A 19,524-nucleotide genomic window follows, 5' to 3' on the forward strand; every position below is an offset into this window, starting at 1 on the left:
GAAACTATGAGCGATTATGCGCGCGGACGACTGGATCTGGACGATGAGGATCGTCTGCCCTGGCTCGAACCCGCGATGGACGATGGCGATGAGGAGGGCATTTCTCCGCTTCGTCTGCTCGGCCTCATCATACTGGGCCTCGCGCTGATCGGCGCGGTGGTCGCGGGTGTCTGGTGGATGCAGAATCGCAATGGCGGCGGCAGCGCGGGCGAGGGGCAGTTGATCGCCGCGCCCACGGACAATTACAAGATCGCCGCCAATGAGGCCGACGCCAAGAAGTTCGACGGCGAAGGTGACGCCAGCTTTGCCGCGAGCGAGGGCGTGGCCCGCGACGGCCGGATCGATCCCAGCCGCGTGCCCGAAGCGCCGATCGCCAAGACCGCGCCCGCTCCGGCCAGCGCCAAGCCGGCCGCGCCTGCCAAGCCGGCGGCCAGCGTCAGCGCGCGCGTGACCGACGAAACCAGCGTCGCGCCCAAGGCGGCAGCGCCCAAGGTGGCAGGCGGCGGCATGATCCAGCTTGGCGCCTATGGCAGCGCGTCGGGCGCGAAGGATGCCTGGACCAAGCTGTCCAAGCGCTTCGCCTATCTCGCGCCGCTCGCCATGTCGGTGGAACCGGCCGAAGTCGGCGGCGGCACCGTCTACCGCCTGCGCGCGGGCGCCGGTGGGCAGGCCAGCATGATCTGCGGCAAGCTGAAGGTCGCGGGCGAAAGCTGCATGGTCGTCAACTGATCGGTCCGGGTCGGCGCCGTGAACACCTGATGCGGTGGACAATAGCGCCGGCCTGATCGACAAGGCCGCATGGCCGACAAGAAACTGACCCGCGACACCATCGCCGCTGCGGCGCTGGACCTTCTGAACGAGCAGGGACTGGATCAACTCAGCCTGCGCCGGCTTGCGGCACGGCTGGAGGTGAAGGCGCCGTCCCTCTACTGGCATGTCGCGGACAAGAATGCCCTGCTGGCGCTGCTGGCGGAAAGCGTGTTCGCCGCCTGCCTCTCCCAGATCCCGCCCAGCCCGGACTGGCGCGCCTGGCTGCGCGCCTTCGGCCTGTCGCTGTGGCGCGCGCAGAATGATATGCGCGATGCGGGGCGCCTGATCCTGCTGACGGCCCATCCCGAATCCATACTGGCCCGGATGGAGCAGGATATCGTTGCGCCGCTGACCGCGCTGGGGCTGGCGGCGGATGATGCCGTGGCAATGCAGGCGGCGATACAGGCGTTGGTGACCGGCTGGACCTGCTTCGCGCAGGGGCCGAATGCCGCCTATCTTCAAGGGCATATGGTGAACGAGGCGGCCTTTGTGCGGGCGCTTGACGCGCTGGTGGCGGGCTATGCCCCCGCCCGTTGACGCTGCAATCTAACGGTGTTAGTTTGACATTGTTAGGTGAAGGGCAGTGCCTGATCGCAACAGGCGACAGGCCCGGCCCGCAGGGTAGGGAGAGGCATCATGTACCCATTTCGGGAGGGAAGTTTCGCGGTTCGCAACGGCTGGTATGTCGCGGCCTTCCGCGATGAACTGGGGCGCGATCTGATCGCGCGAACCATCCTGAACCAGCCGGTCGTCCTCTATCGCAAGGAAGATGGCGAGGCCGTCGCGGTCGGCGGGCGATGCCCCCACCGCCATTTCCCGCTCGGCAAAAGCTGTCTGAAGGGCGACGCGATCGTCTGCGGCTATCATGGCATCGCCTTTGGCGCCGATGGCCAGTGCGTCGACATCCCCAGCCAGAGCTTCGTCCCCCGCAGCTACCGCATCCCCAGCTATCCGCTGGTCGAACATGGGCTGTGGGCATGGATCTGGATGGGGGACGCGGGCAAGGCGGACGTGGCGCTGCTCCCCGATCTGGACGAGATCGGCCTGAATGGGCCGGGCGTGGTGGCGCGGCCCTTCTATGTGCAGGATGTGCAGGGGCGCTATCAGTTGCTGAACGACAATCTGCTGGACCTGTCGCATCTGGCCTATCTGCATAGCAGCAGTATCGGCACGGTTGAAAATGCCTCCGCGCCCGAAGAACTGACCAAGCGGCCGGGCTTCCTGAGTTGCCGCCGCTATATCCGTAATGCCGACGCCCCGGCGGTGATGGCGGCGGCGGGGCGCTATGCGGGCAAGATCGACCGGGTGACGGGCATGGATTTCTATCTGCCCGGTTTCCATGCGGGCATTGGCGACATGGCCTATCCGCAGGATCATCCCGAAAAGCCGGGTGAAAATATCGTCACCAGCCGGGTCTATCACGCGGTGACGCCTTCCACGTCGGGCAGTTGCATCTATTTCTTCGCCATGGCGTCCGAAGATGTGGAGGGCATGGACTTCATGTTCGATTATCTCCGCCCGGTGCTGGAGGAGGATAAGTTCGCCACCGAGGAGATTGAGAAGATGCTGGCGGTGATCGGGGAAAATCCCGACGAACTGCTGATCAAGACCGATCGTAACGCCGTGGAGGGGCGGCGTATGTTGCAGGCGATGATGGATGCCGAACAGGCGGCTACGGCCGAACCGACGTCCGTGCCAGCCTGACGGCGACCGATAGTTATAGCCGCGTTGCCATTTGCGCTTCGACAGGGCGCGCGGCTGGCGCTACCATCGGCGGCATGAAGCCTGTCATTTTCGGTCTTGCCGGTACGATCCTCACCCCCGACGAGCGCGCTTTCTTCGCGCAAGCGCAGCCCGCCGGCTATATCCTGTTCAAGCGCAACATCGTCGACCGCGCGCAACTGCGCGCGCTGACCGACGATCTGCGCAACCTTCATGGTCGCGACGACCTGTTGATCATGATCGATCAGGAAGGGGGGCGCGTCACCCGGATGCAGCCGCCGGTCTGGCCTTTCTTCCCGCCGGGCGCGGTGTTCGATCGCCTCTATGACCTTGCGCCGTCCAGCGCGATCGCGGCGGCGCGCGCCAATGCCCGCGCCATTGCGCTGACGCTGGCGGAGGTCGGCATCACCGTCGATGCGCTGCCGCTGCTGGACGTGCGGCAGGAAGGGGCGAGCGACATCATGGGCGACCGCACGCTGGGCGCCGAACCGATGCGCGTCGCCGCGCTCGGCCGCGCCACGCTGGAGGGGCTGGCCGAAGGCGGCGTGGTCGGCATCGTCAAGCATATTCCCGGCCATGGCCGCGCGCTGGTCGACAGCCATCTGGAACTGCCAGTGGTCGACGCGAACCTGAATGCGCTGGACACCGACATTGCGCCCTTCCATACGCTGCGCCACGCGCCGATGGGGATGACCGCCCATGTCGTCTATACCGAATGGGATGCGGAGCGCCCCGCGACCCTGTCGCCAACCGTGATCGGCGGCATCATCCGCGACCGGATCGGCTTTCACGGCCTGCTGATGTCCGACGATCTGGACATGAAAGCGCTGAAGGGCAGCATTCCCGATCTGGCGGCTGGCGTGATCGCGGCGGGATGCGACATTGCGCTCAACTGTTTCGGCAAGATGGACGATATGGTCGGCATCGCCGATCGCCTGCCCGACATCAGCGACCTGTCCCGCGCCCGGCTCGACCGCGCCATGGCCTCTGTCGTGCGGGGCGGGGACCAGCCGCCGCTGGAGGAATTGCTCGCCATCCGCGATAGCCTGCTCGGACTGGTGCCTGCTTGACCGACGAGCTGTTCAGCGCCCCGGCCGTTCCCGCGCCGCACCAGCTGACCGTCAGTTTCGACCATTGGGAAGGGCCGCTGGACCTGTTGCTCAGCCTCGCGCGGACGCAGAAGGTCGATCTGCGCGAAATCTCCATCCTGGCGCTGACGCAGCAATATCTGGCCTTCATCGACAGCGCGCGCCAGTTGAAGCTGGAACTGGCAGCGGACTATCTGGTGATGGCGGCCTGGCTCGCCTATCTCAAATCCGCGCTGCTGCTGCCCAAACAGGAACAGCCCGATCCCAGTCCGGAAGAACTGGCGCTGCGCCTGCAATTGCGGCTCCAGCGGCTGAACGCCATGCGCGATGCCGCCGCCCGGCTGATGGCGCGCGACCGGATCGGCCGCGACGTCTTCCCGCGCCGCGCGCCCGAAGGGTTGCGGCTGGTGAAGAAGGCGCAATGGCGCGCCAGCCTCTATGACCTGATCGCCACCTATGGCCAGATTCGCGCCCGCACCCAGCCGGTGGTTCATACCATCGCCGTCCGCCCGGTGATGACGCTGGATGAGGCGATCCGGCGGGTCGGATCGCTGGTCGGTGCGGCAATCGACTGGACCCGGCTCGAAGCCTTTCTGCCGCCCGATATCGATCCGCCCAAGGCGAAGTCGGCGCTGGCCAGCAGCTTCGTCGCGGCGCTGGAACTGGCAAAGCAGGGGCGGCTGGAAATTCAGCAGGACGGCATTTTCGAACCCATCTATCTGCGCGCTCATGTGCCTGACCCTGCCAACGGACCGCTGTCATGATGTCTGAACCCGACGATTATCTGCGCGCCGTGGAGGCGACCCTGTTCGTGGCGGAAACGCCGCTGACCCCGGCGGAAATCCGGCTGTATGTGGGGGAGGCGGGCGATCTGGCCGCCACATTGCAGGCGCTGTCCGATCATTATGCCGGGCGCGGCGTCAATCTGGTCGAGCGGGCGGGGCGCTGGCATTTCCAAACGGCACCGGACCTGGCGCATATATTGCGGCGGGAGAAGGACGAGCAGCGCAAACTGTCGCGCGCCGCGATGGAGACGCTGGCGATCATCGCCTATCATGAGCCGGTCAGCCGCGCGGAAATCGAAGCGATTCGCGGGGTTCAGGTGGCGAAGGGGACGCTGGACGTGCTGATGGAGGCGGGCTGGGTTCGCCCCGCCGGCCGCCGCGAAGTGCCCGGCCGCCCGCTAATTTATGCGACCACCGTAGAATTTCTGACGCATTTCGGGCTTAGCAGCCGCCGGGACCTGCCCGGAATCGAGGATCTGCGGGCGGCGGGCCTGCTCGATCCGGTCGATTTGGCGCTGGAGGGTCTGGCCGACCAATCCGTTGTGGAAAATGATGCGGAAGACGCCTAGATAGGCGCTCTACTAGGAGTATTGAAAAATGGGTTCCTTCTCGCTGATGCACTGGGTGATCGTGCTCCTGGTCGTCATGCTGCTATTTGGTGGCGGCCGTATTTCCGGTCTGATGGGTGACGTGGCCAAGGGTATCAAGAGCTTCAAGAAGGGCATGGCCGACGATGATGACGATGTGACGCCCGCCAAGCCGGCGACGCGCATCGAAGGTCATCGCGTGCCCGAACAGGATGCGCCGACGCCCAGCGCGACCGAAGAAAAGACCAAGGCCTGATCCTCTCCAGCACAGGCCGATAGTCCCGCATGTTTGGCATCGATTCGTCCGAATTTCTGGTGATCGTGATCATTGCTGTGATCGTGATCGGACCGAAGGATTTGCCGCGCGCGCTCTACAAGGTGGGGCAGATCGTGGGCAAGGCGCAGGGCATGGCCCGCCATTTCCGCACCGGCATCGACGCCATGGTGCGCGAAGTGGAACTGGAAGAGCTGGAAAAGAAATGGGCCGCGCAGAACAAGCGGATCATGGACGAGCATCCGCCCGAAGTGGTGCCCGCTGCCGAAGCGCTGCCCGCGCCGACCGAGGAAAAGCCTGCATTCGTGGCTGAGTCTGCGCCCGTCGCCGACAAGCCGCCTTATGTTGCGGAGGCTGCACCGGCCCCCGCAGCGCCGTCGCCGTCGCTCGACAAGCCGCCTTATGTGGCGGAAGCGCCAGCCAGCGTTGCGAACACCAGCGTTTCAAGCAAGGGTGATGCGGCGGCATGATCGGGGATATTGACGACAGCAAGGCGCCCTTGCTCGACCATCTGATCGAACTGCGTAGCCGCCTGCTCAAATGCGTCTATGCGCTGGTTATCACCGGCGCGATCTGTTTCTATTTTTCGGAGCAGCTGTTCGCGATCCTGGTGCATCCGCTCAAGGAGGCGTTCGGCGACGGCGGCGGTCGGCTGGTCTATACCAAGCTGTACGAAGCCTTTTTCGTGCAGGTGAAGATTGCGGTCTTCGGGGCTTTCTGCCTGTCCTTCCCGATCATCGCAAACCAGCTCTGGGCCTTTGTCGCGCCGGGCCTCTATGCCAAGGAAAAGAAGGCGTTGCTGCCCTTCATCCTGGCGACGCCCTTCCTGTTCGCGATGGGCGCCAGTCTCGCTTATTTCGTGGTGATGCCCACGGCCTTCCACTTCTTCCTGGAGTTTCAGGGCAATAGCAGCGGCCTGTCGGTCGAGGCTTTGCCCAGCGCAGACAGTTATCTCGGCCTCGTCATGCAGTTCATCCTCGCCTTTGGCATCAGCTTCCTGATGCCGGTGCTGCTGATGCTGCTCAACCGCGCCGGCTTTGTGACGCGCGCGCAACTGATCGGCATGCGTCGCTATATGGTGGTCGGGGCCTTCATTCTGGCGGCCGTGCTGACCCCGCCCGACGTCGTGTCGCAGCTGATGCTCGCCATCCCGCTGCTGCTGCTCTACGAAATTACGATCATCGCGATCTGGTTCACCGACCGGAAGGTCGCGAAAGAAGAGGCGGCTGAGGAAGCGGCGGCCTGACGCTGCAGCCTGCCCCTATCGCCTGCGATAGGGTTCGCAGGCAATGCCATCGCCATCACCATCCATATGCGAGCCATAGCCGGGCTGCCCGCGCAATATGGGTGCGGCGCCCGCTGCCCTTGCTTCGGCGCAATTGCGATAGGACCAGCCAGTCTCCGTTCCGGTCTGACGGGGGCGAGGAGCAGGTTGCGCTTTCCTATCCGGACCGGGTTGTTGCCGGTCGAGATCGTCGGCTGACATTGGCCGTTCCTTGCCGATGCTGTTGCGGGTCGGCGTCCATAACGTATCGGTGTGCGTAGGCACCGGGGGTGTCGTTGGTGCTTCGAAGAAACGGCTAGCGGTGCCGCCTGCCAGGCCCATGGCGACAGCGCACAGGGCGGCTTTCACTGCAAAATCCTTTGTCACCATTGGATCGATATCGCCCAATCGGGTAAAGGATCGGTTGCTTGGAGCATCGCGTTCCCGTGCGGCGATCAGCGTCAGGCAAAAAAAGACCCGCCTCCATGTGGAAGGCGGGCCATGCTAGGGACTGTTTGGGAACCGGGTAGTTCGCGCTTAGTTGGCGGACTTTTCCACGGCCTTGCCGGCGCTTTGCACGTCGCGGCCAGCGCCTTCGACGGTGTTGCATGCGGCGACCATCAGCGAACCGGTCAGCAGGACAGCGGCCAGAATTTTCTTGGTCATCGAAAGTCTCCTTCAAAACCTTGCAGCCGCCCTTGCCGGAGCGATGGCGGCGACAGGAGGAAAACCCGTGTCGCACACATCCGTTCCGCAGCCGGAAAGAATAATGATTTCCAAAAAGAATAATGATTTCAAAGGGAAAGTTGCCCCAAAAAGTCTGAGCCCGGAACGCGTCGGGGGGAGATACGTTCCGGGCTCATATTATGTGGATAGCAAGAGCGGGGGGCAAAAGATTTGCTATCCGAAATGTAGAACCCTCCATGACCCGGGAAGGTTCCCGCAGTGGACGAAAATTTCGCTTTTTTTATTCGGCCCGCATAACAAGGACTTCGATGGTTATCGGCCATTAACTCGAAGAAAATCGCCGCTTCCGGGATAGAAAAGTCAGATCAGCGGTCGCCCGCTGTTGCGATATTCCGGGCGAATGGTCGATTCCGGCAGATCGTCCTGCGGCGCGGCAGGGGCCGCCGGTGCGCTCCAGCCGGGCGTGGGCGCAGCGGATGGCGCGGGCAGGGCGCTGGCGGGCGGCATATAGGGTGCGCCCAGCATCTCGACCGGCTGCACGGGCTTGGCCGGCCAGGATGTCCGCGCCGGGCCGGAAATCGTCTCCCGTCCCAGATACATGTCGCTGAACGCCGCTGCCGTGCCGTTGAAACCGGGATTGCGGTAGAAGATATGCGCGCCAATCACCGCCACCGCCTGAAGGCTGGAGGACCACAGCGGCCGCACCGCCAGCGTATGATAATGGGTGGCCAGCCCGACCGGCGCATAGACCTGACCATTGAGCGCATCCTGCGCCACCCGCCGCGCCCGTGCCCAGGCCGCCGCCACCGGCATCCGCGCCATCGATCCGTCGCAACTGAAGGTGAACTGGCAATGGAAATCGGTCCGTTCCGATCCCTGATAGACGACGCCGCACACGCTGTTGGGCCATAACGGGCTGCGCACCCGGTTCAGCACCACCTGCGCCACCGCGCGCTGGCCTTCGTCCGGTTCGTTGGCGGCTTCATAATAGATGGCGGAGGTCAGGCAGTTGAGCGCGCGATAGCTGTCGAGCGCGCTCATCCCGCGGAAGATCGCCGCCGGCGCGGCCTTCACCGCTTCCAGACCCAGCACATGCTCGCTCTGCACCGTATCGACGCCCGGCACCGGGTCGAAAGCGCCCTCGGCATAGAAGAAGGCCGATCCGGGGAAATTTTGCCCGGACTCCTCGGCCGGATCGACGAAGCGGCCGTTCGCCTGTTCGCTATCCAGCATATCCAGCGGCGCGGCGGTGATCAGGCGCGGGGCGACGAGCAGCAACAGCGCGATCAGCGCGATCGCGACATGGCCCTTCCATCCCTGAAACCAAGCAAATGCCGGCATATCCTGCCCTGAAAATCCGTGCTGTCCGATAGCGTCGGCGCTCCCCTTAGCGCATTTCGCCGGCAAAATCTGCCCCGTCGATGCGCCTGTGCCGCCATGGGACGGCCTATGGCGCAAAGGTTAAAATCCCCCCTTTTGCCCGTGCAGCATTCCCTTGCTTGGCAAAGCCGCGCCGCCTCCGCTATGCGGGTGCCATGCTGCTTCAAACAGATAGTCTCGCGCTCATCGGCAACACCCCGCTCGTGCGCCTCACCGGCCCTTCGGAAGAAACGGGCTGCGACATTTTCGCCAAATGCGAATTCGCTAATCCCGGCGCCTCCGTGAAGGATCGCGCCGCCCTGTTCATCGTCAATGATGCCGAGGAAAAGGGGCTGCTCAAGCCCGGCGGCACCATTGTCGAAGGGACGGCCGGCAATACCGGCATCGGTCTGGCGCTGGTCGCCAATGCCAAGGGCTACAAGTCGATCATCGTCATGCCCGAGACGCAGAGCCGGGAAAAGATGGATACGCTGCGCGCGCTGGGTGCGGAGTTGGTGACGGTGCCCGCCGCGCCCTATTCCAACCCCGGCCATTTCGTCCACACGTCGCGCCGGATCGCGGAAGAAACGGAAAATGCCGTCTGGGCCAACCAGTTCGACAATATCGCCAATCGCAAGGCGCATATCGTCGGCACGGCCGAGGAAATCTGGACCCAGATGGAAGGGCGGATTGACGGCTTCACCTGCGCGGCCGGTACCGGCGGCACGATCGCGGGTGTGGGCCTTGGCCTCAAGGCGAAGGACGAAGGCATCACCATCGCGCTCAGCGATCCTTATGGCGCGGCGCTGTTCAACTATTATGCCCATGGCGAACTGAAGGCCGAAGGGTCGTCGGTCGCCGAAGGCATTGGTCAGGGCCGCATTACCGCCAATCTGGAAGGCGCGCCGATCGATACGCAATTCCGTATCTCGGACGAGGAGGGGCTCTATTGGGTCCGCCGTCTGCTGGCCGAGGAAGGCCTGTGTCTGGGCCTGTCGTCGGGCATCAATGTCGCGGGCGCGGTGGCGCTGGCGAAGCAATTGGGGCCGGGCAAGCGGGTGGCGACCATATTGTGCGACACCGGCTTCCGCTATCTGTCGACGCTCTACAACCGGCAATGGCTGGAATCTAAGGGCTTGACGGTCTTCCCCTGGCTCGCGCAGACTGCATGACCGCCGACACGGGTCGCGGCGACGATAATATGAGCAAGACCATGGCTGAAACACCCCGCCGACAGGAAGGGTTACAGCGCGTCCAGATCGGCCTGACCGGACTGGCGGGTGTGGTGCTGCTCGTGGGCCTGGCCAATATCGTCATTGAAAAAGCGCGGATCGATGATGCCGCGCTGCCGCCGCCGGTGGTGCCGACCCTGACGCAAAATGCCGTCTCGCCCAAGGAGCCGCTGGCCGAACTGGGCGTGCAGCCTGCGGCGGAACAGGCGCCGATCGTGCCCGACCTTCAGCCCGACCCCAATATCCGCAATCGCGAACCCGCCCAGCAGCAGCGCTAGGGCGGGGTGGCAACACTCCATCCCGTCATTGCGAGCGTAGCGAAGCAATCCAAGGGGCGCACCGTGGATTGCTTCGCTACGCTCGCAATGACGAAACTTGTTGGTTTGCGCCGATGAAGGCAGGCCTGAAGCGATTCCTCTGGCTCTGGCTGGTGCCGCTGGCGATTTTTATCGCCGGGCTGTGGCGCGCCTTGCTGACCGGGCAGGCCGATCCCTGGGATTGGGGCGTTCCCGCCGCTGTGCTGCTGGCGGGGGCGGGGTTTCTGCTGGCGCGGCGGGGCTGGGCGATGTTGTGCTCGGTGGCGCTGGGCAGCGTCGGGACGGCGCTGATCTTCTGTACGCTGGCCGCAGGGCGTGCACCCGATCCCGGCGCGGCCATGGGTCTGTCGCTGCTGGCGATGCTGGCCGGTTCCGCCGGTGCGTTGCTGCGCCCGCCTCCCTCCGCCTCCCGATTTCTCTCGAAGCGTGCCGGAACGAGCATCATGCTTCTGCTGCTCGCTGCCCTGCTCCTCTGGCGCGGTCCGGCCCAGCCGGTCCATCCTGTCCCGGCCAATCCTGTCCCGGATCGTCCCGACCTTGCCGTCATCACCGGCCTGCCGCTCTTCTGGGATGAGATGGGAAAGGGTGGGCCGCGCGATGCGCCGATTATCTCGATCCTGCGCACCCGCTTCACCATCATCCCGATGGATGATCCGCTCCAGTTGAAGACATCGCCCGCACGCCGCCTGCTGCTGGCCCAGCCGCGCGCGCTGGCGCCGGCCCAACTGGTCGCGATCGACCAGTGGGTGCGCGATGGTGGCACGGCGCTGGTGCTGGCCGATCCGCTGCTGCGCTGGCCGTCGGACCTGCCGCTGGGCGACCGCCGCCGTGCCCCGTCCGTCAGCCTGTTGCAACCGCTGCTGACCCATTGGGGTTTCCGGCCCGTCGACATCAAAGCGGCGGAAATGCGCGAGCGGACGCCCGATGGCTATGTCGTCACCCTGTCCGGCGTGCAGCTTTTTCGGAGTGGGCCGGACGGTCGCATCGTCGGGCCGGGCGATTGGATCGTGAATCGCAAGAAGATGGGCAGGGGAGAGGTGTTGTTGCTGGGCGATGCCGATCCGATCGACGACCGGCTCTGGCTCGCCGACCCCGCTTACCCGCTCGATCCCCGTTACTGGGTGGCCGATACGCCTGCGCGTGTCGTCCACTGGCTGGACGGTGCGCCGATCCCCGGCGAACGACGCTGGATGCAGGAGGCGCGGGGAGTCGCGCAGGCTGTCGGCAGGGCGCTTTTTGCTGGGATGATATGGGCGATAGTGGGTGCGACGCTGTTTCGTCGGGAAAGGCCGGAGGTTAGCCCCGGAACAAAAAGAGAATATGGGGATATGAAAGATAACAAATCCGGTTAGTCCCGCATTTCACCGTCTTTTCCCAACCTGACCCATGCTTTCCCATTGCAGTCCACCCCCATGCTTGGTAGGAAAACCAGCATTGGGGTTCGTCAGGCTTTGCGTTGTCCTGTGCGCTGGATGGTGTTTCTCATGATTCCGGCGACGGACGGCCTGCGCCCCGAAAACAAGGGGTCAGGTCGCCAACGTGTCGGACGTTATTCTCTATTCGGGCAACGCATTCAGCGTCGCGGACGGCAAAGGCCGTTTCGTGCTGCCCCTGGAGATGCGCAAGCTGGTCAAGCAGGCCAGCGGCGGCGACAATCGCCTGTGCCTGTCGGTCCATTTCGACAATGGTTGCGCCACCGGCTTTGGCCTGTCCCACAAACAGTTCCTGTTCGAAGAAGTCGACAGGCTGGAACGCAAGGCTGATGAAGCCGGCCGCGACTTCAATGCCGACCTGGAGCGCGAAAACCGACTCGGTACGATCGAGGACGTGAATTTCGATGATGCCGGCCGTTTCTTCCTCCACCCCGATATCAAGGAAGAAGCAGGCATTACGGACGCGATCTTCTTCTATGGCGTGGGTCGTTACTTCCAGATTTGGAAGCCTGAAGCGCTGGTCGAAAGCCCCGATCGCCCGGCTCTGATCCGCAACAAGGTCCGCCGCTGGATCGATGCGCGTGCGGAAGGGGCGACCAAGTGACGGATGTCCCCCACATCCCCGTCCTGATCGATGAAGTGCTCGACGCCCTTGCCATCACCCCCGGCGAGATTCATGTCGACGGCACGTTCGGTGCGGGCGGCTATAGCAGTGCCATGGCCCGCGCCGGTGCGCGCGTTTTCGCCTTCGATCGCGACCCTGATGCGATCCGCGAAGGGCAGGCGGTGGCCGACGCGCATGGCATCACGCTGATCCCCGGCGAATTTTCGCGCATGGCGGAATATCTGGCGGAGCGCGGCATCGAGACGCTGTCGGGCATCACGCTCGATATCGGCGTATCTTCGATGCAACTCGATCGGGCGGAGCGCGGCTTTTCCTTCCAGTCGGACGGCCCGCTCACCATGACGATGAGTCAGGACGGCATGAGCGCCGCCGATTTCCTCAACAATGCCCCTGAGGAAGAGATCGCCAACGTCATCTATCGCTATGGCGACGAACCCAAGTCGCGCCGCGTCGCTCGTGCGATCGTAGAGGCGCGTCCTCTGGAGCGGACCGGCCAGTTGGCTGCCGTGGTTCGCAAGGCGCTGGGCCATAAGCCGCATGACAAGAAAGACCCGGCGACCCGCACCTTTCAGGCGATCCGCATCCATGTGAATCGCGAACTGGAGGAGCTGGAACTGGCGCTCGAAGCGGCGGAAGCGCTGCTGGAGGAGGGTGGTCGCCTCGCGATCGTGACCTTCCACAGTCTGGAAGATCGCATCGTGAAGCAATTTCTGCGCAATCGCAGCGGCGGCGACAGCGGCGGCTCCCGGCATCTGCCCGAACGCGCCGCCGGACCGCAGCCGACCTTCGCCAAGCCCGCCAAGGCGGTGAAGCCCGGTGAAGCGGAACTGGCCCGCAACCCCCGCGCCCGATCCGCCACGCTGCGGTCCGCCATTCGTACATCTGCCCCCGCCCAAAAGTCCCCTCGGAGTGCCCGCGCATGATCGCCGTCAAGAGGTTGCAGAGCCTGATCTGGGTTATCCTCGTCGCGCTGGGGGCGCTGGGGGCCTATATGGTGTCGCTCAAGGTCGCGACCGAGCGGAACGAGCTGATGAAGGTCCGGGCCCAGATCGCACGGGCCAAGGCCGATATCCGTTATCTGGAAACGGAATTCAGCGCGCGCGCCTCGATGCGCCAGCTGGAAAACTGGAACCAGCATGACTTCATGTATGCGACGCCCACCGCCCAGCAATATCTGGGCGGGGAACAGGCGTTGGCGCATCTGGACGGCGTGCAGCCCAATGGTCCGGACTATGTCGCCCCGCCGGTGATGGTGGCGATGGTCGAAACCCCCGCCGACCTGCCCTCCGCCCCGCAAAAGGCGCCCGAAAGCCCGGCCGCGACCCAAATTCGCAGCGATATCGCCGTGATCCGGGAGGCGCATGCCGCCGACAATGTCGACAAGCTGCCCAAGCCCGCACCCCGAACCCCGGTGCAGCAGGCAAAGGCCGATGCGGACGTGTCGCGCCCCAATCCGATCGCGCGCAAGGCGGAACGGATGGCGATGCTGGACGCCAAGCTGCTGGATGACAGCACGCTGGGCGACCTGACGGCCAAGGCAGCCCGCGAAAAACGCAAGGAGGTACGCTGATGGCGACAATCATCGTCCAGCCCGGCGGACCCCGCGCCGGGCGGCAGCGGGTCAACCTGACTGCCATTGCCCATAACAGGCTGATGCTGCTGCTCATCCTGTTCATGGGCATTACTGCTATCGTGATCTGCCGGCTCATTTGGGTCGGCATTTTTGCCCATGGGGCATCGGGCGACGATGCCCTGTCCGCCTTCATCCCCGCGCGCGCCGATATCGTGGATCGCAATGGCGTGCCGCTGGCGCGGACCATGGATGCCTATTCGGTCGCCGTCCGCCCGTCCAAGCTGATTGGCGATCCCGCCGAACTGGCGCGCAAGCTGCACCAGATTTTTCCCGAAGAAGCCGAAGCCGCGTTCTACAAGAAGCTGACCGGGCGGGGCTGGGCCTATCTGCGTCGCCGCGCGCTGCCGGAGGAAGTGGCGGCGGTGAATGCGCTGGGCGAAATCGGCATCGAATTTCCCCGCGAAAAGGAACGCCTCTATCCCCAGCGCACGCTGGCGGCGCATGTCCTGGGCTTCGCGCCCAATAGCGAGGGCGTGGGCGGCATGGGTGTGGAGGCGGCCTTCAACGACCGGCTGACCAAGCAGGCTGACCGCAGCAAACCCTTCGCCATGTCGATTGACAGCCGGGTGCAGGGCGCGCTGGAAAGCGAGCTCTACGCGCAACTGGTGCAGACCAAGGCCAAGGGCGCGGGCGGCATTATCATGGACGCCAATACCGGTGAGATCATCGCCATGGCCTCCATCCCCGTCTTCGATCCCAACAAGCTGCAAAATTACGCCGGCAAGCGCTGCTCTGAATCGCCGCTCTGCAACCATATGGTGCAGGCTCGCTACGAACTTGGCTCGGCCTTCAAGCCGCTGTCGATCGCAGCCGCCATGGATGCCGGTGTTGTGACGTCGATGAGCAAGCGTTATGACGCAACCGCACCGCTGGCCGTCGCAGGCTTCCGCATCCGCGATGATCACTCGCTCGGCCGCTGGATCAACGTGCCCGAAATCCTGGTGCACAGCTCCAATATCGGTACCGCGCGCATTGCCGACGAAATGGGGGCGGCGCCGCTCCAGAAGATGTTCCGCAGCCTGGATTTCGATCAGCGCGCGCCGATCGAGTTCAATGAACGGGCCAAGGGCATCTGGCCGTCGAGCTGGGGGCGGATCACCAGCATGACCACGGCTTATGGTCATGGCATCGCGGTCACGCCGCTGCATCTGGCGGCCGCCTATGCCGCACTGGTCAATGGCGGCATCTGGCGCCCGGCCACGATCCGCAAGCTCGATGCCAATCAGGTGCCGGAGGGGCGCCGGGTCTTTTCCGCCGCCACCAGCGCGCGGATGCGGCAACTGTTGCGGATGATCGTGTCGGCGGGTACAGGGCGTAGCGCCGACGCCAAGGGATTCCGGGTGGGCGGCAAGACGGGTTCGGCCGAAAAGCCCCAGGAAGGGCGCTATAACAAGACTTCGCTGGTGACGACTTTCGCTTCTGCCTTCCCCATGGACAGCCCCCGCTATGTGGTCCTCGTCACGATGGATGAGGCGACGGGCCAATATGGCCTGCGCACCGCCGCCTGGACGGCCGCGCCGGTGGTGAAGCGCGTCGTGGAGCGCACCGGGCCGATGCTGGGCGTGATGCCGGACGAACGCCGTGACGTGGATATTTCGGATCTGATGCCGTTGCTGCACGGCGACAAGGAGACAGAGTGATGCGCCTCGGGTCGCTTATCGAGGAGCTGGACGTCGAGGTCGGTGCGGGCACCGGCCTCGACTCGTCCGTGACCGGTTTCGCCATCGACAATCGCAAGGTCGCGCCCGGCACCATTTTCGGCGCCTTTCAGGGGCTGCGCGTCAATGGCGAGGATTATATTCCCGAAGCGGTGAAGGCTGGCGCGGTCGCCGTGGTCGCCCGTCCCGAAGCGACGGTGGAAGGCGCGATCCATATCGCCCACGCCAATCCCCGCCGCCTCTTCGCGCAGATGGCCGCCCGCTATTTCGCGCCCTTCCCGGACGTGACCGTCGCCGTCACCGGCACCAATGGCAAGACCAGCACGGTCGAACTCGCCCGGCAACTGTGGCGGATGCTGGGGCACAAGTCGGCCTCGATCGGCACGCTGGGTGTCACCACCTCGGTCGATCAGGTGTCGACCGGCCTCACCACGCCGGACATCGTCACCTTCCTCGCCAACATGTCGGGCCTGAAGCGCGAAGGCATCACCCATGCCGCGTTTGAAGCCTCCAGCCATGGCCTGGACCAATATCGGACCGAAGGCCTGCCGGTCGTGGCTGGCGCCTTCACCAACCTGTCGCGCGATCATCTCGATTATCACGGCGATATGGACAGCTATTTCGACGCCAAGATGCGCCTGTTCGATGAAGTGGTTGCGCCCGGCGGCGCGGCGATCGTCTGGGCCGATGACGAATGGTCGGACAAGGTTATCCAGCGGGCTACGAAGCGGGGGCTTCGTGTGCTGAGCGTCGGGGTGCAGGGGCAGGCCCTTCGGCTCGCCAACCGCACCCCGACCCAGTTGGGCCAGACGCTGGAGATCGAGGCCGATGGCACGGCCTATAAGGTCAACCTGCCGCTGATCGGCGCCTATCAGGCCGCCAATGCGCTGACCGCTGCGGCGCTGGTCATCGCGACCGGCGCGGATACGGCCAAGGTATTGGAACTGCTCGGTCGGGTGCAGCCGGTGCGCGGTCGTCTGGAACGCGCCGTCATCAGCCGGGCGGGTGCGCCGGTCTATGTCGATTATGCCCATACCCCCGATGGGCTGAAGGCCGCGATTGAGGCGCTGCGCCCGCATACGCGCGGCAAGCTGATCACCCTGTTCGGCGCAGGCGGGGATCGCGACGCGGGCAAGCGTCCGCTGATGGGCAAGGTCGCGGCCGAATTGTCCGACCATGTCATCGTCACGGACGATAATCCGCGATCCGAAGAGCCCTCCGCCATTCGCGCCGCCGTGCTGGCCGGTGCGCCGGAAGCGGAAGAGATTGGCGGCCGCCGCGCCGCCATCGCCGCCGCCATCGGTCAGGCGGGCGCGGACGATATCGTCCTGCTCGCGGGCAAGGGCCATGAACAGGGCCAGATCATCGGCGATCGTGTCCTCCCCTTCGACGACGTCACCGTCGCGCGGGAGTGCGCGGGTTGATGAAACTATATGCGGCATCGCAGCTTTCTAAGCCCCTCCCCTTCAGGGGAGGGGTTGGGGTGGGGGCCATCGGCCTGACGCTGCGCTTGGGGCACGGCCCCACCCCCAACCCTTCGAACGAGACACGTGGCTCGTTCGAACCTGAAGGGGAGGGGCTATAATGTCGCTCTGGACCTCCGCTGAAATCGCCCAGGCAACAGGCGGCGCCGCGTCGGCGCCGTTCGCCGTTTCGGGCGTCGCCTTCGACAGCCGCGAAGTGGGGCAGGGCGACCTGTTCGTCGCGATGAAGGGCGAAGCGACCGACGGCCATAAATTCGTCGACAAGGCCTTCGGGCAGGGCGCTGCCGGTGCCATCGTCAGCGAACCCGTCGCCTACCCCCATATCCTCGTCCCCGACAGCGCCGCCGCGCTCGAAGCGCTGGGAAGAGCGTCGCGCAAGCGCATGGCAGGCAAGGTGATCGGCGTCACCGGGTCGGTCGGCAAGACCGGCACGAAGGAAGCCCTGCATCAGGCGCTCGACCGCGCCATGCAGGGGCCGGCGCATCGCTCCGTCAAAAGCTACAACAACCATGTCGGCGTGCCGCTCAGCCTGTCCCGCATGCCCCGCGACAGCGCGTTCGGCGTCTTCGAAATGGGGATGAACCATGCCGGCGAACTGTCTGCCCTGACACGGCAGGTCCGTCCCCATGTCGCGATCGTCACCGCCATCGCCCCCGCCCATATCGAATTTTTCGGCACCGAAGCGAAGATCGCCGAGGCCAAGGCGGAGATTTTCGAAGGGCTGGAGCCGGGCGGCACCGCGATCATCCCCTATGACAGCCCGCATGTCGCGACCCTCTATAACAAGGCGGAGCGCCATGCCGGCCGCATCCTGACCTTCGGCATGAGCCCGCAGGCGGACGTCCATGCGCTCGAAGTCGTGCCCGCGCCGACCGGGGGCAGTCTGGTGACGGCAAAGCTGCCTGATGCCGAACTCTGCTTCACCGTGGCGGCGCCCGGCGATCATTGGGTGTCCAATGCGCTGGCCGTGCTGGCGGCGGTGGAATCGGTCGGTGGCGATCTGGCGGCGGCGGGCCTTGCGCTGGCGGAAATGCCGGGCCTGCCGGGCCGGGGCGAACGGCGCATCCTGCCCGTCGCCGGTGGCGAAGCGCTGCTGATCGACGAAAGCTATAATGCCAATCCGCTGTCGATGAAGGCGACGCTCAAGCAACTGGGCCGCGAAAATGCCGATCGCCGTCTCGCCATATTGGGCGGGATGCGCGAACTGGGCGACCGCAGCGCCGAACTGCATGCCGGCCTTGCCGAACCGCTGCGCGCGGGGCAGGTCGATTTCGCCATATTGGTGGGACAGGAAATGGCGCCGCTGGCCGATGCGCTGGATGGCCTCATCCCCTATGCCCATGTGCCCGATACGGCGAGTGCCATCCCCCTCATCCAAACCGAAATGCGCGCGGGTGACGCAATTCTGGTCAAGGGCTCCAATGGCGTGGGCCTGTCCCGCCTGGTCGCCGCCCTTGGCGATGCCGCCCGCGACGGAGACAAGACCTAATGCTATACTGGCTGGCCCAGACCCTGGATTTTGCGGGAATTTTCAATCTCATCCGCTATCTGTCCTTCCGTGCCGGCGCGGCGATCTTCACCGCGCTGATCATCGGCCTCGTCATCGGTCCCAAATTCATCGGCTGGCTGCGCGTCCGTCAGGGCAAGGGGCAGCCGATCCGCGATGATGGCCCGCAAAGCCACCTCGCCAAGCGCGGCACGCCCACCATGGGCGGGTTGATGATCCTGACCTCCATGGTCGTGTCGGTGCTGCTGTGGATGGACCTCAGTTCCACCTATGTCTGGGCCTGTCTGTTCGTGACTTTGGGCTTCGGCGCGATTGGTTTCCTCGACGATTATGACAAGGTGACGAAGGCCAGTCATAAGGGCCTGTCGGGCAAGATGCGGCTGCTGTTCGAATTTCTCATCGCGGGCGTCGCGGCGTGGATGATCGTGCACCAGCATGGCAACACCGCGCTCTATGTGCCCTTCTATAATGGCCCCGCGATCGAGCTTGGGCCTTTCTATTTCTGCTTCGCTGCCTTCGTCATCGTGGCGTTCGGCAATGCGGTGAACCTGACCGACGGGCTCGACGGCCTCGCCACCATGCCGGTCATCATCGCCTGCATGGCCTTCATGGCGATCGTCTATCTGGTGGGCCGCGCCGACTTTGCCCAATATCTGGGCATCCCCCATGTGCCGGGCGCGGGCAACCTGACGATCCTGTGCGGCGCGATCATCGGGTCGGGCCTAGCCTTCCTCTGGTTCAACGCGCCGCCAGCCGCCGTCTTCATGGGCGACACCGGCAGCCTCGCGCTGGGCGGCACGATCGGCGTGATCGCCGTCACCGCCCATCATGAAATCGTGCTGGGCATCATCGGCGGCCTCTTCGTGGTCGAGGCGATGAGCGTGATCATCCAGGTCTTCTTCTACAAGCGGACCGGCAAGCGCGTGTTCAAGATGGCGCCGATCCACCATCATTTCGAACAGCTTGGCTGGGCCGAGCCGACCGTGGTGATCCGTTTCTGGATCATCGCCTTCGTGCTGGCGCTCGCCGGCCTTGCCACGCTGAAGCTGAGGTAAGCGC

At 64.7% G+C, this 19,524-nt stretch carries 22 protein-coding genes; 19 read left to right on the top strand and 3 right to left on the bottom strand.

Annotated elements, in window-relative coordinates; translation table 11 throughout:
* Positions 1 to 6 precede the first annotated feature (6 nt).
* The 9 genes from BMY84_RS03845 to tatC all read left to right on the top strand — a co-directional run bounded on the left by BMY84_RS03845 (position 7) and on the right by tatC (position 6,512).
* Positions 7 to 729, top strand: a complete 723-nt coding sequence (locus BMY84_RS03845; protein ID WP_093080737.1) for an SPOR domain-containing protein — start codon at positions 7 to 9, stop codon at positions 727 to 729.
* Between the two features lie 69 nt (positions 730 to 798).
* Positions 799 to 1,347 (top strand): TetR family transcriptional regulator, encoded by a 549-nt coding sequence (locus tag BMY84_RS03850; RefSeq protein ID WP_093080740.1) that lies wholly within the window; start codon positions 799 to 801, stop codon positions 1,345 to 1,347.
* A gap of 99 nt (positions 1,348 to 1,446) precedes the next feature.
* Positions 1,447 to 2,514, top strand: coding sequence for a Rieske 2Fe-2S domain-containing protein (locus tag BMY84_RS03855; RefSeq protein WP_093080742.1), 1,068 nt, complete (start codon positions 1,447 to 1,449; stop codon positions 2,512 to 2,514).
* Positions 2,515 to 2,588: 74 nt separating this feature from the next.
* Entirely contained in the window at positions 2,589 to 3,602 is a 1,014-nt protein-coding gene (nagZ, locus tag BMY84_RS03860; protein ID WP_093080745.1) for a beta-N-acetylhexosaminidase, read from the top strand.
* Positions 3,599 to 4,384: a segregation and condensation protein A gene (locus BMY84_RS03865; RefSeq protein ID WP_093080747.1), complete on the top strand. Its 786-nt coding sequence runs from the start codon at positions 3,599 to 3,601 to the stop codon at positions 4,382 to 4,384. The genes nagZ and BMY84_RS03865 overlap by 4 nt, the downstream gene beginning before the upstream one ends.
* The gene (scpB, locus tag BMY84_RS03870) at positions 4,381 to 4,974 is read left to right on the top strand and encodes an SMC-Scp complex subunit ScpB (RefSeq protein ID WP_093080750.1); all 594 of its coding nucleotides are present in this window, start codon (positions 4,381 to 4,383) and stop codon (positions 4,972 to 4,974) included. Before BMY84_RS03865 ends, scpB begins: the two co-directional genes overlap by 4 nt.
* A gap of 28 nt (positions 4,975 to 5,002) precedes the next feature.
* Positions 5,003 to 5,248, top strand: a complete 246-nt coding sequence (locus tag BMY84_RS03875) for a twin-arginine translocase TatA/TatE family subunit (RefSeq protein WP_093080753.1) — start codon at positions 5,003 to 5,005, stop codon at positions 5,246 to 5,248.
* A gap of 29 nt (positions 5,249 to 5,277) precedes the next feature.
* The gene (tatB, locus tag BMY84_RS03880; RefSeq protein ID WP_093080755.1) at positions 5,278 to 5,736 is read left to right on the top strand and encodes a Sec-independent protein translocase protein TatB; all 459 of its coding nucleotides are present in this window, start codon (positions 5,278 to 5,280) and stop codon (positions 5,734 to 5,736) included.
* Positions 5,733 to 6,512: a twin-arginine translocase subunit TatC gene (gene tatC, locus BMY84_RS03885; RefSeq protein ID WP_093080758.1), complete on the top strand. Its 780-nt coding sequence runs from the start codon at positions 5,733 to 5,735 to the stop codon at positions 6,510 to 6,512. Before tatB ends, tatC begins: the two co-directional genes overlap by 4 nt.
* Before the next feature lie 15 nt (positions 6,513 to 6,527).
* On the opposite strand, the gene BMY84_RS30345 is transcribed toward tatC, so the two are convergent.
* The 3 genes from BMY84_RS30345 to BMY84_RS03900 form a co-directional block, all read right to left on the bottom strand.
* A complete protein-coding gene (locus BMY84_RS30345; RefSeq protein ID WP_256215035.1) occupies positions 6,528 to 6,899 on the bottom strand; it encodes an excalibur calcium-binding domain-containing protein in 372 nt (123 codons plus the stop codon).
* Between the two features lie 168 nt (positions 6,900 to 7,067).
* The gene (locus BMY84_RS03895; protein WP_056683165.1) at positions 7,068 to 7,196 is read right to left on the bottom strand and encodes an entericidin A/B family lipoprotein; all 129 of its coding nucleotides are present in this window, start codon (positions 7,194 to 7,196) and stop codon (positions 7,068 to 7,070) included.
* A 381-nt stretch (positions 7,197 to 7,577) separates the two neighbouring features.
* A complete protein-coding gene (locus BMY84_RS03900; RefSeq protein WP_093080760.1) occupies positions 7,578 to 8,558 on the bottom strand; it encodes a cell wall hydrolase in 981 nt (326 codons plus the stop codon).
* A 194-nt stretch (positions 8,559 to 8,752) separates the two neighbouring features.
* On the opposite strand from BMY84_RS03900, the gene BMY84_RS03905 reads away from it, so the two are divergent.
* From BMY84_RS03905 to mraY, 10 genes are all read left to right on the top strand, one after another.
* On the top strand, positions 8,753 to 9,748 hold the full coding sequence (locus BMY84_RS03905) for a cysteine synthase A (RefSeq protein ID WP_093081706.1): 996 nt from the start codon (positions 8,753 to 8,755) through the stop codon (positions 9,746 to 9,748).
* A gap of 41 nt (positions 9,749 to 9,789) precedes the next feature.
* Positions 9,790 to 10,086 (top strand): hypothetical protein, encoded by a 297-nt coding sequence (locus tag BMY84_RS03910; RefSeq protein WP_093081708.1) that lies wholly within the window; start codon positions 9,790 to 9,792, stop codon positions 10,084 to 10,086.
* Between the two features lie 113 nt (positions 10,087 to 10,199).
* Positions 10,200 to 11,477, top strand: a complete 1,278-nt coding sequence (locus BMY84_RS03915; protein ID WP_177203885.1) for an ABC transporter — start codon at positions 10,200 to 10,202, stop codon at positions 11,475 to 11,477.
* A 187-nt stretch (positions 11,478 to 11,664) separates the two neighbouring features.
* Positions 11,665 to 12,162, top strand: a complete 498-nt coding sequence (locus tag BMY84_RS03920; RefSeq protein ID WP_093080763.1) for a division/cell wall cluster transcriptional repressor MraZ — start codon at positions 11,665 to 11,667, stop codon at positions 12,160 to 12,162.
* Positions 12,159 to 13,106 carry a 16S rRNA (cytosine(1402)-N(4))-methyltransferase RsmH gene (gene rsmH, locus BMY84_RS03925; RefSeq protein ID WP_093080765.1) on the top strand — a complete coding sequence of 316 codons (948 nt, stop codon included), beginning with the start codon at positions 12,159 to 12,161 and terminating at the stop codon, positions 13,104 to 13,106. The genes BMY84_RS03920 and rsmH overlap by 4 nt, the downstream gene beginning before the upstream one ends.
* A complete protein-coding gene (locus BMY84_RS03930; RefSeq protein ID WP_093080768.1) occupies positions 13,103 to 13,753 on the top strand; it encodes a colicin transporter in 651 nt (216 codons plus the stop codon). Before rsmH ends, BMY84_RS03930 begins: the two co-directional genes overlap by 4 nt.
* Positions 13,753 to 15,456 carry a peptidoglycan D,D-transpeptidase FtsI family protein gene (locus BMY84_RS03935; protein WP_093080770.1) on the top strand — a complete coding sequence of 568 codons (1,704 nt, stop codon included), beginning with the start codon at positions 13,753 to 13,755 and terminating at the stop codon, positions 15,454 to 15,456. Before BMY84_RS03930 ends, BMY84_RS03935 begins: the two co-directional genes overlap by 1 nt.
* Positions 15,456 to 16,898 (top strand): UDP-N-acetylmuramoyl-L-alanyl-D-glutamate--2,6-diaminopimelate ligase, encoded by a 1,443-nt coding sequence (locus tag BMY84_RS03940; RefSeq protein WP_093080772.1) that lies wholly within the window; start codon positions 15,456 to 15,458, stop codon positions 16,896 to 16,898. The genes BMY84_RS03935 and BMY84_RS03940 overlap by 1 nt, the downstream gene beginning before the upstream one ends.
* 157 nt (positions 16,899 to 17,055) lie before the next feature.
* Entirely contained in the window at positions 17,056 to 18,447 is a 1,392-nt protein-coding gene (gene murF / locus BMY84_RS03945; RefSeq protein ID WP_093080774.1) for a UDP-N-acetylmuramoyl-tripeptide--D-alanyl-D-alanine ligase, read from the top strand.
* Entirely contained in the window at positions 18,447 to 19,520 is a 1,074-nt protein-coding gene (gene mraY / locus BMY84_RS03950; protein ID WP_093010465.1) for a phospho-N-acetylmuramoyl-pentapeptide-transferase, read from the top strand. Before murF ends, mraY begins: the two co-directional genes overlap by 1 nt.
* Positions 19,521 to 19,524: the final 4 nt, after the last annotated feature.

The organism is Sphingobium sp. AP50, assembly GCF_900109095.1.
Classification (GTDB): domain Bacteria; phylum Pseudomonadota; class Alphaproteobacteria; order Sphingomonadales; family Sphingomonadaceae; genus Sphingobium.